This window comes from Qipengyuania sp. ABI-127-1 (genome assembly GCA_022953095.1).
Taxonomy (GTDB): Bacteria; Pseudomonadota; Alphaproteobacteria; order Sphingomonadales; family Sphingomonadaceae; genus Qipengyuania.
On the sequence record JALJCR010000001.1, the window covers coordinates 1,636,010 to 1,651,148 of the forward strand.

General features: G+C 61.3%; 16 protein-coding genes. 7 read left to right on the forward strand and 9 right to left on the reverse strand.

What is annotated here, in order from left to right; translation table 11 throughout:
• Positions 1-48: 48 nt before the first annotated feature.
• Entirely contained in the window at positions 49-717 is a 669-nt protein-coding gene (locus tag MUY37_RS08055; protein ID WP_499194828.1) for a lysoplasmalogenase family protein, read from the forward strand.
• On the opposite strand, the gene MUY37_RS08060 is transcribed toward MUY37_RS08055, so the two are convergent.
• Entirely contained in the window at positions 714-1,556 is an 843-nt protein-coding gene (locus MUY37_RS08060; RefSeq protein WP_499194829.1) for a TauD/TfdA dioxygenase family protein, read from the reverse strand. The two genes, MUY37_RS08055 and MUY37_RS08060, sit on opposite strands and share 4 nt — an antisense overlap.
• Positions 1,553-4,390 (reverse strand): DNA gyrase subunit A, encoded by a 2,838-nt coding sequence (gene gyrA / locus MUY37_RS08065; protein WP_499194830.1) that lies wholly within the window; start codon positions 4,388-4,390, stop codon positions 1,553-1,555. Before gyrA ends, MUY37_RS08060 begins: the two co-directional genes overlap by 4 nt.
• Before the next feature lie 303 nt (positions 4,391-4,693).
• Here gyrA and MUY37_RS08070 point away from each other — a divergent pair, with 303 nt between their 5' ends.
• Complete coding sequence (locus MUY37_RS08070) at positions 4,694-5,992, forward strand: hypothetical protein (RefSeq protein WP_499194831.1); 1,299 nt, start codon at positions 4,694-4,696, stop codon at positions 5,990-5,992.
• Positions 5,993-6,050: 58 nt separating this feature from the next.
• On the opposite strand, the gene MUY37_RS08075 is transcribed toward MUY37_RS08070, so the two are convergent.
• The 4 genes from MUY37_RS08075 to MUY37_RS08090 are packed head-to-tail and all read right to left on the reverse strand — an operon-like array spanning position 6,051 to position 8,741.
• Entirely contained in the window at positions 6,051-6,770 is a 720-nt protein-coding gene (locus MUY37_RS08075) for an NYN domain-containing protein (RefSeq protein WP_499194832.1), read from the reverse strand.
• 41 nt (positions 6,771-6,811) lie between these two features.
• Positions 6,812-7,453 carry a carbonic anhydrase gene (locus tag MUY37_RS08080; RefSeq protein WP_499194833.1) on the reverse strand — a complete coding sequence of 214 codons (642 nt, stop codon included), beginning with the start codon at positions 7,451-7,453 and terminating at the stop codon, positions 6,812-6,814.
• Complete coding sequence (locus MUY37_RS08085) at positions 7,453-7,761, reverse strand: P-II family nitrogen regulator (protein ID WP_499194834.1); 309 nt, start codon at positions 7,759-7,761, stop codon at positions 7,453-7,455. Before MUY37_RS08085 ends, MUY37_RS08080 begins: the two co-directional genes overlap by 1 nt.
• The gene (locus MUY37_RS08090; RefSeq protein ID WP_499194835.1) at positions 7,758-8,741 is read right to left on the reverse strand and encodes a sodium-dependent bicarbonate transport family permease; all 984 of its coding nucleotides are present in this window, start codon (positions 8,739-8,741) and stop codon (positions 7,758-7,760) included. The genes MUY37_RS08085 and MUY37_RS08090 overlap by 4 nt, the downstream gene beginning before the upstream one ends.
• Positions 8,742-8,838: 97 nt before the next feature.
• Here MUY37_RS08090 and MUY37_RS08095 point away from each other — a divergent pair, with 97 nt between their 5' ends.
• From MUY37_RS08095 to MUY37_RS08105, 3 genes are read left to right on the forward strand one after another with little or no spacing between them, the layout of a single operon-like run.
• Complete coding sequence (locus MUY37_RS08095; protein ID WP_499194836.1) at positions 8,839-9,351, forward strand: hypothetical protein; 513 nt, start codon at positions 8,839-8,841, stop codon at positions 9,349-9,351.
• Between the two features lie 52 nt (positions 9,352-9,403).
• The gene (gene lipA, locus MUY37_RS08100; protein WP_499194837.1) at positions 9,404-10,345 is read left to right on the forward strand and encodes a lipoyl synthase; all 942 of its coding nucleotides are present in this window, start codon (positions 9,404-9,406) and stop codon (positions 10,343-10,345) included.
• A complete protein-coding gene (locus MUY37_RS08105; protein WP_499194838.1) occupies positions 10,345-10,800 on the forward strand; it encodes a type II toxin-antitoxin system RatA family toxin in 456 nt (151 codons plus the stop codon). The genes lipA and MUY37_RS08105 overlap by 1 nt, the downstream gene beginning before the upstream one ends.
• Here the strand turns inward: MUY37_RS08105 and MUY37_RS08110 are convergent.
• Genes MUY37_RS08110 through MUY37_RS08120 form a run of 3 tightly spaced genes read right to left on the reverse strand, consistent with a single transcriptional unit; the run spans position 10,797 to position 12,977 of the window.
• Positions 10,797-11,297 (reverse strand): CinA family protein, encoded by a 501-nt coding sequence (locus tag MUY37_RS08110; protein WP_499194839.1) that lies wholly within the window; start codon positions 11,295-11,297, stop codon positions 10,797-10,799. The genes MUY37_RS08105 and MUY37_RS08110 overlap by 4 nt on opposite strands.
• Positions 11,294-11,824 (reverse strand): hypothetical protein, encoded by a 531-nt coding sequence (locus tag MUY37_RS08115; RefSeq protein WP_499194840.1) that lies wholly within the window; start codon positions 11,822-11,824, stop codon positions 11,294-11,296. The genes MUY37_RS08110 and MUY37_RS08115 overlap by 4 nt, the downstream gene beginning before the upstream one ends.
• A 10-nt stretch (positions 11,825-11,834) precedes the next feature.
• Complete coding sequence (locus MUY37_RS08120; protein ID WP_499195133.1) at positions 11,835-12,977, reverse strand: bifunctional 2-C-methyl-D-erythritol 4-phosphate cytidylyltransferase/2-C-methyl-D-erythritol 2,4-cyclodiphosphate synthase; 1,143 nt, start codon at positions 12,975-12,977, stop codon at positions 11,835-11,837.
• Between the two features lie 81 nt (positions 12,978-13,058).
• Here MUY37_RS08120 and dusB point away from each other — a divergent pair, with 81 nt between their 5' ends.
• Together dusB and MUY37_RS08130 are read left to right on the forward strand one after the other, a co-directional pair.
• Positions 13,059-14,078, forward strand: a complete 1,020-nt coding sequence (gene dusB, locus MUY37_RS08125; protein WP_236924023.1) for a tRNA dihydrouridine synthase DusB — start codon at positions 13,059-13,061, stop codon at positions 14,076-14,078.
• Positions 14,075-15,139, forward strand: a complete 1,065-nt coding sequence (locus tag MUY37_RS08130) for a two-component system sensor histidine kinase NtrB (protein WP_499194841.1) — start codon at positions 14,075-14,077, stop codon at positions 15,137-15,139. Before dusB ends, MUY37_RS08130 begins: the two co-directional genes overlap by 4 nt.

A 15,139-nucleotide genomic window follows, 5' to 3' on the forward strand; every position in this document is an offset into this window, starting at 1 on the left:
GGCCCCTAATCCTTGCAAGGCCCCCTCGACAAGGCCTAGCGAGGCTGAATGCCTCATCCCGCTCTTGCCAAACATCGTCCTTGGCTTCTCGCGAGCCTCGTTGCCGGAGTCAGCTATTTCTTCGTGTCCGATGATCCGATCGGCGGGGCCTGGCTCATGTTGTGGAAGGGCGCCGGTGTCGCCTTTCTGGCGATCTACGCGGCGTTTCGGGGCAAGGGCGTCGATGGTCTCCTGATCGCGGCCGTTCTCATGTTCGGCGCCATGGGCGACGTCGCTCTCGAACTCAGCTTCCTTGGCGGAGGCAGCCTCTTCGCCGTGGGGCATGCAATTGCCATCGCTCTCTACCTGCGCAATCGGCGCGAACATGCCAGCAGCAGTCAGGTGATGACGGCTGCCGCGCTTCTTCTCCTGACCCCGGTGATTGCCGGTTTGATTACCTATCCGGTGAACAACTGGCATGTCGCGACAGCCTATTCCGGGGTGGTCGGCGCAATGGCCGCAGCGGCATGGCTGAGCCGATTCCCGCGCTATCGGGTCGGGGCCGGTGCAGTCATGTTCGTCGTCAGCGATTTGCTGATTTTCGCCGGAGAGGCAGGGGCGCTACCGAGATCGGTCACCGAATGGCTCATCTGGCCCCTTTATTATGGCGGGCAGTTCCTGATCGCCACTGGCGTCGTGCAGACCCTGCGCAAGGATCCGGCCCCCACAGGGGCTTAGCCGCTCCAGGCCGCAATCGTGGTCCGGTGCAGTTCGCGCCGATATCCCTCATAACCGCCGGTCGCCTTGTGCAGGACCGAGCGATTGTCCCACATGACCAGCATGTCGTGTTCCCATCGGTGGCGATAGACGAACGCGTCGCGTGCCTGCCATTGCGCGAGGTCGGATAGCAGCGCGATCGCTTCGGCCTGGATCATGCCTTCTATCCCGACGATATAGCCAAGGGTGGAATAGAGGCATTCCACGCCGGTTTCGGGATGACGTTGGACGAGCGGATGCAGTTGAGTCGCGCGTGCGCTTTCATCGGGCTCGATCGCCATCGATCGCCCCTCATCACGCTTTCCATAGGTGCCTTCAGGTGCATAAGCGAGCTTAGCGCTATGGATCGCCGTGAGCTCGCGGAGGTAGTCCTTGCGCTGGTCGGGCAGGGCAGCGAATGCGGCGGCCTGGTCGGCGAACAACGTATCGCCGCCCTTGGGCGGAATATCGACCGCCAGCAGGCAGGTTCCGGCGGGCGGATGTTCGAGGAAGCTCCAGTCACTGTGCCAATTCTCGGCGAATAGCGGCGTCTGTTCGTCGGCCTCGCGCAGGATTGCGGCGATGTGCTCGCGCCCTTCAATCGGTGTGAAGAAAGGGTCATCGCCGAAGCCTCCCATTGCAAGCGTGAACGCCTCGAGCGCGTCATCGCTCATCGACTGTCCGGGGAAGGCCAGCACTTTGTGTTCGAGCCAGAGCGAGCGGATCTCCGCCGTCAACCAATCCGTTAGCGGCTGCGACAGGTCGAGCCCGGTGACATACGCGCCGCACGCCTCGCCGCTGGGCTCGACCGTCAGGCTCATCCGCCCGGTTCCCCGTCGATATTCTTGTCCGAATGCTTGGTGGTGTAAGGCTCGGTCTTGTCGAAGCCGCCGCGATCCGCGATCTCATCCGCCACCGCTTCCTCGGCCTCGTTTTCCGGTTCCTCGTTTTCGTCGATCCTCGCCGCTTTGACGATTTGTTCGCCCTTCGCCACATTGAAGATGCGCACGCCCGAAGACCCGCGGCCCGAAATCGAGAAGCCCTCATGGCTCTCGAACCCGCCATCTATCAGATGGCGGAAAGTGAGCGGCAGACGGATCAGTTTGGCCTGGTCGGTTACCAGCATCAACTGCATGCCATGACGGACCGGGAAACTGGCCACGACATGGCCATTCCGGTTTGGATTGCTCGAGGGTTCGCCGATATTGGTCAGGCCCTGGCCACCACGCCCGGTCGTACGATATTCGTAGGCGGAGGAAATCTTGCCATAACCGTTGGCGGTCAGCGTGAGAATGAACTCCTCTGCCTCGGCCATTTCGGTGATCTTATCCCGGTCGAGCGTCGGGGCGTTCTCGTTGTTCTTCCAGTCGGCGGCACGCAGATAAGCATCGCGAACCTCGGTATCGCGTTCGCCTGCGTCGAGCACGGCCATCGAGACGACCTTTTCCCCATCCTTCAGTTTCATGCCGCGCACCCCGATGCCGGTGCGGCTTTTCGTCTCGCGCGCGTCGCTTGCAGCGAAGCGGATAGCCTTGCCGGCATCGGAAGCGAGGAAGATCTCCTTATCCTCGGTAAGCAAACGCACGCCGATAAGGCGGTCGCCGCTGCCCTCGACGAAGCCCATCGCATATTTGCCGTTGCTGGGGACATTGGTGAAGGCATCCATCGAGTTGCGCCGCACCATGCCTTGCTCGGTCGCGAAGACGATGTTGAGTTTCGCCCATTCGTTCTCGTCCTCGGGGAGCGGGAGAACATTGGTGACCCGCTCCTCATCGCCCAGGGGCAGGAGGTTGACCATGGGGCGGCCCTTGGTCTGCGGGCCTCCTTCGGGCAGTTTCCAGACCTTCAGGCGATAGACGCGGCCTGTGTTGGTGAAGAACAGCACCGGGTTGTGCGTCGAGGTGACGAACATCTCGACCACGGCATCTTCATCCTTGGTCGCCATCCCGCTGCGGCCCTTGCCCCCGCGGTTCTGTGCCCGGAAAGCGTCCAGCGGGGTGCGTTTGATGTAGCCGCCATGGGTCACCGTCACGACCATTTCCTCGCGCTCGATGAGGTCCTCATCCTCGATCCCGTCCCAAGCCGGTGCGATTTCGGTGATGCGCGGGGTCGCGTAGGTGTTGCGGATTTCAACGAGTTCTTCGCGCATCACGCTGTAGAGCTTTACGCGATCCGCCAGAATGGAGAGATATTCCTCGATGGCGAAACTGAGTTCTTTGAGTTCATCGCCGATCTCATCGCGACCCAGTGCCGTCAGGCGATGAAGACGCAGGTCGAGAATGGCCTTCACCTGACGTTCGGACAACCGATAGGTGCCGCCGGTCTGCTCGTCGTTCGGTTCGATCGCTTCGACCAGCGCGATGTATTGCGCGATATCGCCGATCGGCCATTCCTTGGCGAGCAGCTTGGCGCGGGCATCGGCGGGGTTGGACGATCCGCGGATCATCGCCACGACTTCGTCGAGATTCGAAACCGCGACAACGAGGCCGAGCAAGATGTGCGCCCGTTCGCGCGCTTTGTTCAGCTCGAACTTGGTGCGCCGAGTGATAACTTCCTCGCGGAAGCCGATAAAGGCTTGTACGAAGTCGCGAAGGGTAAGAACCTCGGGTCGACCGCCGCGTATAGCGAGCATATTGGCCGGGAAACTCGCCTGCGCGGGCGTGTAACGCCAAATCTGGTTGAGCACGACCTCGGGTGAGGCATCGCGTTTGAGATCGACGACAACCCGCACGCCTTCGCGGCTCGATTCGTCGCGAATGTCCGAGACTCCCTCGATCCGCTTCTCCTTGGCCGCTTCGGCGATCTTCTCGACCAAGCCGCTCTTGCCGACCTGATAGGGGATCGCCGACAGTACGATCGCCTGCCGATTGCCCTTGGTCTCGATCTCATGGCGCGCGCGCATCAGAATCGAACCGCGTCCCGTGGTATATGCCGCGCGGGCGCCCGACTTGCCGAGTATCAGGGGAGCGGTCGGGAAGTCGGGTCCCGGAATGATTTCGAACAGCTCTTCCGAGGTGAGGGCCGGGTTTTCGATGAAAGCAAGGCAGCCATCGATCACTTCGCCGAGATTATGTGGCGGGATATTGGTTGCCATGCCGACCGCGATCCCGCCGGCGCCGTTGACCAGCAAATTGGGGAAGCGGGCGGGAAGGACGGTCGGCTCCCGCCGTGACCCGTCATAGTTGTCGGTGAAATCGACAGTATCCTTGTCGAGATCGTCGAGCAGGGCATTTGCCACACGTGCAAGCCGCGCCTCGGTGTAACGCATGCTGGCGGGCGGATCGGGGTCCATCGAACCGAAATTCCCCTGGCCATCGACCAAGGGTACGCGCAACGACCAGTCCTGCGTCATCCGGGCGAGTGCATCGTAAATCGCGGAATCGCCATGCGGGTGATAGTTACCCATCACGTCACCGACGATCTTCGCGCTCTTGCGATAGGGGCGCCCCGCGACGAAACCACCTTCCTGGCTGGCAAAAAGAATGCGGCGGTGGACCGGCTTCAGACCATCGCGCACATCGGGCAAAGCGCGGCTGACGATCACGCTCATCGCGTAATCCAGATAGCTCGTCTTCATCTCATCGACGATGTCGATGCGTGCGTAATCATCTCCGCCGGGGGCGGGGGTATCCAGGATGTCGGTGTCGTTGGACAAAACGTGAAATTCCGTATTGCGAACTGCTTATGTTCTGGTGCCCCCAACCTTAGGCCAAAGGGGGGAGCAGCGCCACACAATGCGGGAACCATCGTCCGGTTTCGTGCGCTTTTTCCACATATGGGTAGGGCTTGTGCCAAGGATGACCATGAACGAGGAACAGAAGGCGCATTCAATCCGTATTCAGCACCGCCAGGGTAGAAAAATTTGCAATGAGAACGCACACGCGGCATGTGCCGCCCAACCAATTGCGATCTGTCGCTTCGTGCGTTCGAACCCCTGTCCACTCTTGGGAGTTTTCACATGATTTTCACTCGTCTCGGCCGCAAGAATAGCGCGGCTTCGACCTTCGCTCTTGCCATTGCGCTCGCGACCGGCGGGGCTTTTGCCGTTGCTGCGCTCGAAGCCCCGGCCTTCGCGCAAAAGGAAAAGAAGAAAAAGGAGGCCAAACCGCAATACTCGAAAGGCTTTATCGAAGCCTACAAGCCGCTCGAAACGATCGCTGCGGCCGAGGCGGTCGATTATCCGGCGATCAAGGCAGGTATTCCCAGCCTCGTGGCAGCCGTGGAAACCGATGACGATCGGTATGCGGCGGGCAGCTTTATCTATTCCAACGGTGCCAAGAACCAGGATCAGGCAGCAGCCCTGCAGGGTATGGAAATGATGCTGAAGAGCGGCAAGGTTCCCGAGGACAAAATTGGCCAGTTCAATTTCGTGGCCGGACAGGTGGCGTATACCGCCAAGGATTATGCGAAGGCGCGCCCCTATTTCCAGGCTGCGGCCGACGCTGGCTATACCGAAAACGATCCGATGATCTTCGTGGCCGAAAGCTATTTCGCCGAAAATCAGCCGCAACAGGGGCTGAGCTATCTCAGCGATCTGATCAATGCGAAAATCGCAGCGGGTGAGACCGTCGACGAGGGCTGGCTGCGGCGAGGCCTTGCGCAAGCCTACAACAATCAGCTCAACTCCGAGGTGAGGAAGTATTCCACTTGGTACGTCACCCAGCATCCGAGCGACGAGAGCTGGCGTGACGCCGTGGCGATCCTGCTCAATACGGGTGGCTATCAGAACCCCGAGATTCTCGACCTGCTGCGGCTTGGTCAGCGTGCTGGCGTTCTGAACGATGCCAAGCTCTATCTCGAGTACATGGATGCCGCGGATTATCGCCGCCTTCCGGCGGAGGTCGTATCGCTCATCGACGAGGGATATGCGAAGGGGGTTCTCGACAAAACCGATCCCTATGTCGTCGACACCCGCCGTCAGGCCGCAGAGCGCGCTGCCAAGGACCGCGCCGACCTGGCGGGTCTGAAGGCTGATGCGGACAAGGCTAGCGCCTCGATCGCCACAGTTCTCGCTGCTGGCGATACGCTTCTCGGCCTGGGCGAACCGGCCAATGCAGAGACCTATTACGCAAAGGCGGTGAACATGCCGGGCGCAAACACGCCGATGGTCCTCACACGTTTGGGTATCGCGCAGTTCGACCAAGGCAAATTGGCCGAGGCGAAGGCGACCTTCGACAAGGTCGAGGGCGCGCGCCAGGCGATCGCCAACCTCTGGGCGATATACGCCACCCAGCAAGCAGATGGCGCCGCGATGTAAAGGCGGTACTCACCCATCACGAGAAAGGGCGCGATCTTCGGTTCGCGCCCTTTTTTCGTCAGCGCAGCCGTTTTACGAAGCTCTGACCATTGGCGCGGCGCTCGACCGAAAAGTTGGGGATGGCCTCGATAAGGTCGGTGAGCCGAGCGAAACCGTAATTGCGCGTGTCGAAACTCGACCGATTGCCCGCCCGCTGGCCGACTTCCGCCAGCTTCGCGAAACCGTTTTCGTCACGCTTGCTTGCCGCATAGGCATCGAACAGCAAGTCGAGCAAATCCTGGTCGAGGACATTGGAATTGCCGCTCGGTCCGCTTTTGCCATTCTGTTCTTTTTCGGCTTTCACCAGAGCGTTCACGTCGATGAAGCGCGTGCAGGCCTGACGGAAGGCCTCCGGTGTTTTCGCGCCGCCGAAACCATAGACGGGTAGGCCCTCCTGTCGGATGCGCATCGCGAGTGGCATGAAATCGCTATCCGAACTCATGATCCCGAACCCGTGGACACGTCCGCGATAAAGCAGGTCCATCGCGTCGATGGTCATCTTCATGTCGGTGGCGTTCTTGCCCTTGGTCATGTCGAACTGCTGCTGCGGTTCGATGCCATAGCGGTGCATCAGGTCGATCCACCCCTTGAGACTGGCCTTGCGCCAGTTCCCGTAGGCTCTGCGGATGTTGACTTGGCCGAGTTCCGCCAGGACGGTGAGGACCGGATCGATGCCGGTCGGGCTCGCATTGTCGGAATCGATGAGGAGGGCGATGTTGCGCGGTTCAAAGTCTGCCATGGCATCGCTAGATGTCTTGCCCAGGCCCGCCGTTCAAGGACTTATTCCTCAGCCTCGAATTCGCCCGTCTCCTCGTTGCGGACATAGAGCACACCCTCGGAAATGGCGAAGAACGCGCCGCGCAGCTTGAGGTCTCCACTTGCAACCTTCTCGCGTACGCATGGAAAGGTGCGCAGGTTTTGGATGCTGACGCCGACCGCTGCCATTTCCATCGCTCGTTCCGCTTCCCGGCTCTCGGTCCCATAGCGTCGGGCTATGGGATCGCGCGCCTCGTCGAGCAGATGAACCCAATTGGCGATGAAGCCGCCTTCCCCCAACTGGTTGCCATACAGGTCCTGCGTCAGCGCTGCCTTGCAACCGCCACACATGCCGTGCCCCATCACGACGATCTGTCGAACCTGAAGAAACTGCACGGCAAATTCAAGCGCGGCCGAAACGCCATGCTGCCCGGGCGATGTTTCAAAGGGGGGAACCAGTGCTGCGACATTGCGCACCACGAAGATTTCCCCCGGATCGACATCGAAGATCTGGGCCGGGTCCACCCTGCTGTCGGAACAGCCGATGATCATCAGTTTCGGATGTTGACCTTCGCTGACCAGAGTGTCGTAGCGCGCTTTCTGGCGCGGATACCCTTGTTTGCGGAAGCGCTTGTACCCTTCGAGCAGTTCGGCGAATTCGGGCATCAGAACCGCTCTCCGCGTATGACCTGAATATCCCACATCGTCAGCAACAAGCCGTGACTGGTCAGAATCGGCGCGAGATCTTCGGCCAGCGCCATGGCCTTGCCTTCCGGAGCAATAGTGAGAACGAATACCTTGTCGGTTCCCATCACACGTTCCTCGCGCCAGTGACCGTCGCGGCCCTTGCCCGACTGCACCGGTGTGATCGTCCATCCGGTGATCCCGGCGCGATCGATGGCGTCGGTGACGCGGCGTACCAAGGCCACGTCGGCAAGGATTTCGATCCGCTTGCGGGTTACGGTTTCGATCATGGCGCGAGGCCTCCCTGTCCGGCGATCATCGAAGCGAAGGCGCTGATCAGGCCGATATTGATCAACACGTTGAAGGGGAAGGTAATGCTGAGCGACATGGTCAGGTAGATGCCTGGATCGGCTTCGGGCAGGGCAAGCCGCATGGCTGCCGGGACCGCGATGTAGCTGGCGCTGGCGCACAGTACGCCAAGCGCGGCGGCCGAACCGACGTCGAGCCCGACGACCGTGCCGAGGATCGTTCCCACTGCACCGTTCACCAGCGGAAGAAAAATCGCGATCGAGGCGAGGCGCCAGGTAATGGCGCGCGAATCCATCATGCGCCGCGCCGCGATCAGTCCCATGTCGAGCAGGAAGATGCACAGCACGCCCTTGAACCCTGCTTCGAAGAAGGGACTGACATCGGCAAATCCGTCGGTCCCGCCGATCAGCCCGATGGCAAACGCCCCGAGCAGCAGCACGACCGACGAATTGAAGAACACTTCGTGCAGCATTTCGCGCATGCTCTGGCCATCGTCGCTGCCGAACCCGCGCGCCAGCAGCAGACCGGCAAGGATTGCGGGGCTTTCCATCGTAGCCATGACCGCGACCATGTAGCCACCGGAAGGCTTGCCCTGGAATTCGAGAATCTCGACGGCGGTCACGAAGGTCACGACGCTGATCGAACCGTAATGGGCGGCAACCGCACCGGCGTTGATCCGGTCGAGCCGTCCGAAACCGCGGATCAGCCAGAACGCGAAGATCGGCAGGATAAATCCGGCGGCGATACCCGCGATGAGCGCGACGGCAACCGTCAGGCTGAAACCCGATTCGGAAACCGCGACACCGCCCTTGAGGCCGATTGCCGCCATCAAATAGAGCGACATGCCCTTGGCGATTGCTTCCGGAATGGCGAGGTCCGACCTTGCAAAAGCTGCCAGCAGGCCGAGTACGAAAAAGAGCACCACCGGAGAGGTGAATGTCTGGAGTGTCGTAGCGTCCATGTCCGTCGCGGTAGCTCTGGCTTCGACGCGCGGCAAGCGGCATTCAGTACGAGTTCACAGTGTGCGCACCAGTCCTCGGCCTGATCGGGGAGGGGATATGAAAAGAAAAATCGCAATAGCTACGGTCAGCCTCTTGGCGCTGAGTGCGTGCGGACCCAATTATTTCGTCAAGGGTCACGCCCTGAAACCCGCCCAGCAGGTCGACGTCGCGACCGCGCCGACAGGAGCGCTCGTCAGCAACAATTTCGGCAATTCCTGCCGGACCCCGTGCAAGCTCCCTCTTCTGACGGCGCGCGGAGGAGAACTGCTGATCGAGAAGGAAGGGTATTTCGCCGAACTTTACTATATCGGCTCGGAGATCTCCGGCACGAAGGTCGCCTTGCAAGCGAGCGATATAGCGCTCGACGCGATCGATCCCGAACCGGTGACGATCGGGCTGACCGCAATTGCCCATATGATCAGCGGGAAGGGCGCCGTAATGGACCTCGATCGCCGTGAGATACGCAGCGAACTCATTCCGTTGCCCGAGGGCGAGGAGGAAACGCTGGCCACATCCGATCCTCTGACGGGAGAACGCATTCCCATCGATCTTTCGGAGCCCGCTTCCTAATGCGAATGCCATGGTTGCGGCCCGGACGGCGAGGGCCTAGATGGGCCGCGACATGAACGACCTCTCCTCCCCGCCCAAGCCCGAGGGCGAACGCCCCAAGATGCAGCGCAAACCCGACTGGATTCGGGTAAAGGCGCCGGTCAGCCACGGCTATCAGGAAACGCGCAAGCTTATGCGCGAACTGAACTTGCACACCGTTTGCGAGGAAGCGGCGTGTCCCAATATCGGCGAGTGCTGGACCAAGAAGCACGCCACGGTGATGATCCTCGGCGATACCTGCACGCGCGCCTGCCGATTCTGCAATATCAAGACGGGCATGCCGATGCCGGTCGACCCGCTGGAACCAGAACACACCGCCGCCGCGGCCGCCGCGATGGGGCTTGAACATATCGTCATCACCAGCGTCGACCGCGACGATCTCCCGGATCGCGGGGCGAGCCAGTTCGTCAAGGTCATCACCGCGCTGCGCCGCGAAACGCCCGATACAACGATCGAGATCCTCACACCCGACTTCAAGGGGCGGATGAAGCAGTCGATCGCCGAGATCTGCGAGGCAGGCCCCGACGTCTTCAACCACAATCTGGAGACCGTGCCGCGCCTCTACCCGACGATCCGCCCGGGCGCGCGCTATTATGCCTCGCTGCGACTCCTCGAAGAGGTCAAGGCGCACAACCCGCTGATCTTCACCAAGTCGGGCATCATGCTCGGTCTCGGCGAGGCCCGGCTCGAAGTGCACCAGGTGATGGACGATATGCGCAGCGCGGATATCGATTTCATCACCATGGGCCAGTATCTCCAGCCCACGCCCAAGCATGCGAAGGTGGAGGAATTCGTCACGCCTAAGCAATTCGCCGCTTATGGGGCGATTGCCCGGGCCAAGGGTTTCCTCCAGGTAGCCTCGAGCCCGCTGACCCGGTCGAGCTATCATGCCGGTGACGACTTTGCGCAAATGCGTGCCGCGCGCGAAGCGAAACTCACCAAACAGGGCGCCTGATGCCCGGTATAAACGAGAAACGTCGCCTACCGTACAGCCAGGAACAGATGTTCGATCTGGTCGCCGACGTCGGCCGCTATGGAGAATTTCTACCTTGGGTTGTCGCGACGCGCGTGCGGAGCGACAGCGAAACCGAAATGGTCGCCGACATGCTGGTCGGCTTCAAGGCGATCCGCGAAAAGTTCACCTCGCGGGTGCTCAAGCATCGGCCCGATCATATCGAGGTCATCTACGTCGACGGTCCGTTGAAGGATCTCGACAACAATTGGACCTTCACCGCCACGGATGATGGGGGGTGCGAAGTCGATTTCTGCGTCGAATTCACTTTCCGCAATGCCGTCTTCGAAGCTCTGGCCGGGCAGTATTTCGACCGCGCGTTTCGCAAAATGGTCCAGGCTTTCGAAGATCGCGCGGACGAACTCTATGGCCGTGAAAACGCCGTAGCCAACCTCTAGGGCAGGAGCAATTCCAGCGCGCATATCGTCGCTTCGCGGCGTATTTCGGCGCGCGAAGCCGGTTCGAAACGCTTGAGCTCGCCTTCGGGTTCGCCTTCCTCACCGCGAACCACGCGGGCAAAGACCACGGTACCCACGGGTTTCAGATCGGTGCCTCCGGCAGGCCCGGCAACCCCGCTGATCGCGACCGCAATATCGGCGTTGCTTCTTTCCAGTGCGCCCTTCGCCATGGCCCAAGCACAGGCGATCGATACGGCACCGAAAGTCTCTATGATCTCGAGCGAGACATCGAGGCATTCCATCTTCGATTCGTTCGAATAGGTCACGAAACCGCGGTCGAGCACGGAGGAAGACCCGGGCACCTCGGTCAGAGCGGCGGCTACCAGGCCGCCGGTGCAGCTTTCCGCCACGGTCACCTTGCGGCCTATTGCGCTGTTCGCTTCGACCACGCGCTTCGCGAGCTCTTCGATCTCGGGCGGGAGGAGACCGTCGCTCATTGCGTTTCCGTTTCACAGATCGCGGGCTCCTTGACGCCGGTAACGTCGAGGATGAAGGTCAGAAGGCCGCCGAGGTTTTCGGGCGGCAACGGCGCGAGCAGTTCCATCGCCCGTTCGATCTTCGAACAGTCCTTCGGTTTGATCTCCTCGCCGACCTTCTGGGCAAGGAACGCGTCGACGATCGGGCGGAGCGCATCGGCGGGAAGCTCGCCCAAGGCACCGGCCTGTTCATCGGCCCCGCCACTGGCGGCCAGAGCGAGGAATACGCGCAGCGTGCCGGGCCAGTGTTCGCTCTGCATCGCGCTGTAGGGAGCGACGAAGTCCTCGCCTTGCGTCGCAAAGAAACCGTCTGCGGCGAGATGCGGGGTGCATGACACGCGAAAACCATCGGCCACGACCGGGATCGCATAAATCCCGGCATCGGTCACATCGTCGGGGGCGAGGCAAGCCTGTGCCGACGCGGACTTTGCCTGGACGAGCGCGATGGCGGTCATGAATGTCGTGACTATCCTGCTGTTCCGTTTCATGCCCATTCGCCTACTCCCTGATGACCGAAGTGATCGCCTGCGCGGCAATGCCTTCGCCGCGCCCGGCGAAGCCGAGCCGTTCGGTCGTGGTGGCCTTTACCGATATCGCTCCGATGTCAATGTCGAGCAGATTGGCGATCCGTTCGCGCATCGCATCACGATACGGGCCGATTTTTGGCGCTTCGCAGATAATCGTCAGGTCGATATTGCCGACACGGTAGCCGGAGTCGCCGACCAGCTTACCGGCATGGATGAGAAAGCGATCGCTGCTGGCTCCCTGCCATTGCGGATCGCTCGGCGGAAAGTGGCTGCCGATATCGCCCTTGGCGACGGCGCCGAGCAAGGCATCCACGATGGCATGTAGCGCGACATCGGCATCGCTGTGCCCGGCGAGCCCCTTGTCATGCTCGATGCGAATACCGCCGAGCCACAATTCCTCCCCTTCGGCGAGGCGATGGACATCGAACCCCATTCCGGTGCGAATGGCTGGTGCAACCTTCATGAAGTCCTCCGCGAATGTCAGTTTCGCCAGGTGTTCGTCGCCCTGCACATGGGCAACCTCGCCCCCTGCCGCGCGCAGCACTTGCGCATCGTCCCCCGCATCGGTTTCGCCATCCCACGCACGGTGGGCTTCGAGAATAGGCCGATATCGAAATGCCTGCGGTGTCTGGACACGGCGAAGCTGTTCGCGCTGCGCGCTTCCGGTCATCATACCGTCCGTGTCGATCGACAGGCTATCCACGACCGGGAGGACCGGAATAGCACCCTCCGTCTTCTCCAATGCGGACAGCAGACGATCAATGACCTCGACGGGCAGGTGCGGTCTCGCCGCATCGTGAATCAGAACCCGGTCGGCCTCGCCAACTTCCTCGAGCGCGCGGGCGACCGAAAGCTGCCGTGTTTCGCCGCCGGCGACCAGCGTAAAACCCGTCAGCCCGGCGAGCGCATTTCGCGCTGCGCGTTCGCCATTGGCGGGAATCGCGATAACCAACGGATCCGCGCCGGCAGAGATCAGCGTTTCGACCGAATGCCGCAATACCGGTTTGCCCCTCCAGATCGCGAATTGCTTGGGCAGTTTTTGCCCCGCGCGCAGACCTTTGCCGGCGGCAACGACGATTGCCGCGAATTGGGGGAGGGGGCCTGTGTCCTGCATATCGATGCTGCGCGCTAGCCGCTTGCCGTTTTGGTCGCAACGCACTATGTCGCTGCCCAATATTTAGGCATTGAATTTCCGATGAGCACACACCCTTTTCCAGCGGCGCCGCCGAAGCCGATCCTTGTCGGAGACGTGTCGATCGACACACCGGTCGTTCTTGCGCCGATGACGGGGGTTACCGACCTCCCGTTTCGCAAGCTGGTCCGCCGCTATGGTTCAGGCCTCAATGTGACCGAAATGATCGCCAGCGAAGCCGCGATCCGCGAAACGCGTCAAAGCATTCAGAAGGCCGCTTGGGATACGACGGAGGAGCCGGTTTCGATGCAGCTCGTGGGCTGCGATCCCGACAGCATGGCCGAAGCCGCGAAACTTCAGCAGGACAATGGCGCGGCCATTATCGATATCAACTTCGGCTGCCCGGTGCGCAAGGTGGTCGGCCAACTGGCAGGCTCGGCCCTGATGCGTGAGGTGCCCCTGGCGACCAGGCTTATGGAAGCGACCGTGAAGGCGGTCGACGTTCCGGTGACGGTGAAGATGCGCATGGGCTGGGATCATGCCGATCTCAACGCCCCCGAATTGGCACGCATTGCCGAGGATCTCGGCGTCAGGATGATCACCGTCCACGGCCGCACCCGTAACCAGATGTACAAGGGTAGCGCCGACTGGGCCTTCATCCGCAAGGTGAAGGATGCCGTGTCGATTCCGGTCATTGCGAATGGCGATATCTGCACCATTGCCGATGCCGCCAGGGCACTGGACCAGTCGGGTGCCGACGGCATCATGATCGGTCGCGGTGCCTACGGCAAACCGTGGTTGCTGGGCCAGGTCATGCATTGGTGGCGAACGGGCGAAGTTCTCGAGAGCCCCGGTTTCGACGAGCAATATGCCGTACTTGTAGAACACTACAAGATGATGCTCGACCATTACGGCGAAGGTGTTGGCACCAAGATCGCGCGCAAGCACCTTGGCTGGTACACCAAGGGTTTGCACGGTTCGGCGGAATTCAGAAACTTCGTCAATTTCATCGACGATCCCGCCACGGTCCTCGACGAGATCGAGCGCTTTTACGAACCTTTCATGCATCGCCGCGCCGCGTGACCACAAGCACGGGCGTACCCGACGCGCGTGCCCAGATCGCCGCGCTGATCTTCGCCGTATTGCTGCTCGACGAGGATGATCTCATCGTGGAGGCCAACCATGCAGCGGAGGAGATGTTCGGTCGCAGCGCACGCAAGCTGTGCGAGAAGCGTTTCTGGGATGTGGTCGGCATTTCCGACCAGCGATTGAGCGACACGCTGCGCAGCGCGGAAGCGCGGATAGTCGCGCGGGGCGTGACCATCGCGACGGCGCAAGGAGAGCGGCGGGTAAACATCAGCAGTTCACCGCTGCATGGCGCTGCCGGATGGCGTGTGCTGACACTGTCCGACGCCGGTCAACCCGAGATCGATGACGACGAGAATGAACGGGTAGAGCTGCGGGCTCCCGCGGTATTGGCTCACGAAATCAAGAATCCACTCTCCGCCATTCGCGGGGCGAGCCAGTTGCTCGCGCGGCGGGTGGCGGGAAAGGACAAACCGCTGGCGCGAATGATATCCGCCGAAGTCGACCGAATTGCCCAATTGATCGATCGGATGCAGCAACTCGGTGCAAAGCCGGTCGAGATTACAGGTCCGTGCAATCTGCACGAGGCCATCCGCAATGCGATGGGCACCGTGCGGGCGGGCCGTGCCGAGCCTTGCGAACTGGTGGAAGAGTTCGACCCATCGCTCCCTCCGGTAGCGGCAGATCAGGGCGCGCTCGAGCAGGTCCTCATAAATCTGATGGCGAATGCGTGCGATGCCAGCGCGGGAATCGACGATGCCCGGGTGAAGGTTCGTACGCGCTTCGCCAGCGGTCTGGTTTTCAACACCATCCGGTTTGGGAAGGTCACGCGCCTGCCGATCGAAATCACCGTGATCGATAGCGGCCCGGGCATCGATCCAGCGCTTCACGAACATGTGTTCGAGCCCTTTGTGTCGAGCAAACCTCAGGGGCAGGGCCTCGGTCTGGCTCTCGTACGCAAGTTGTTGCGCGACATGGGAGGACGCATATCGCACGAGCGCGACGAGCGCGCTGGCGAAACCCACTTTCGGATCAATCTGCCGGTAGCGGCAGGGTAG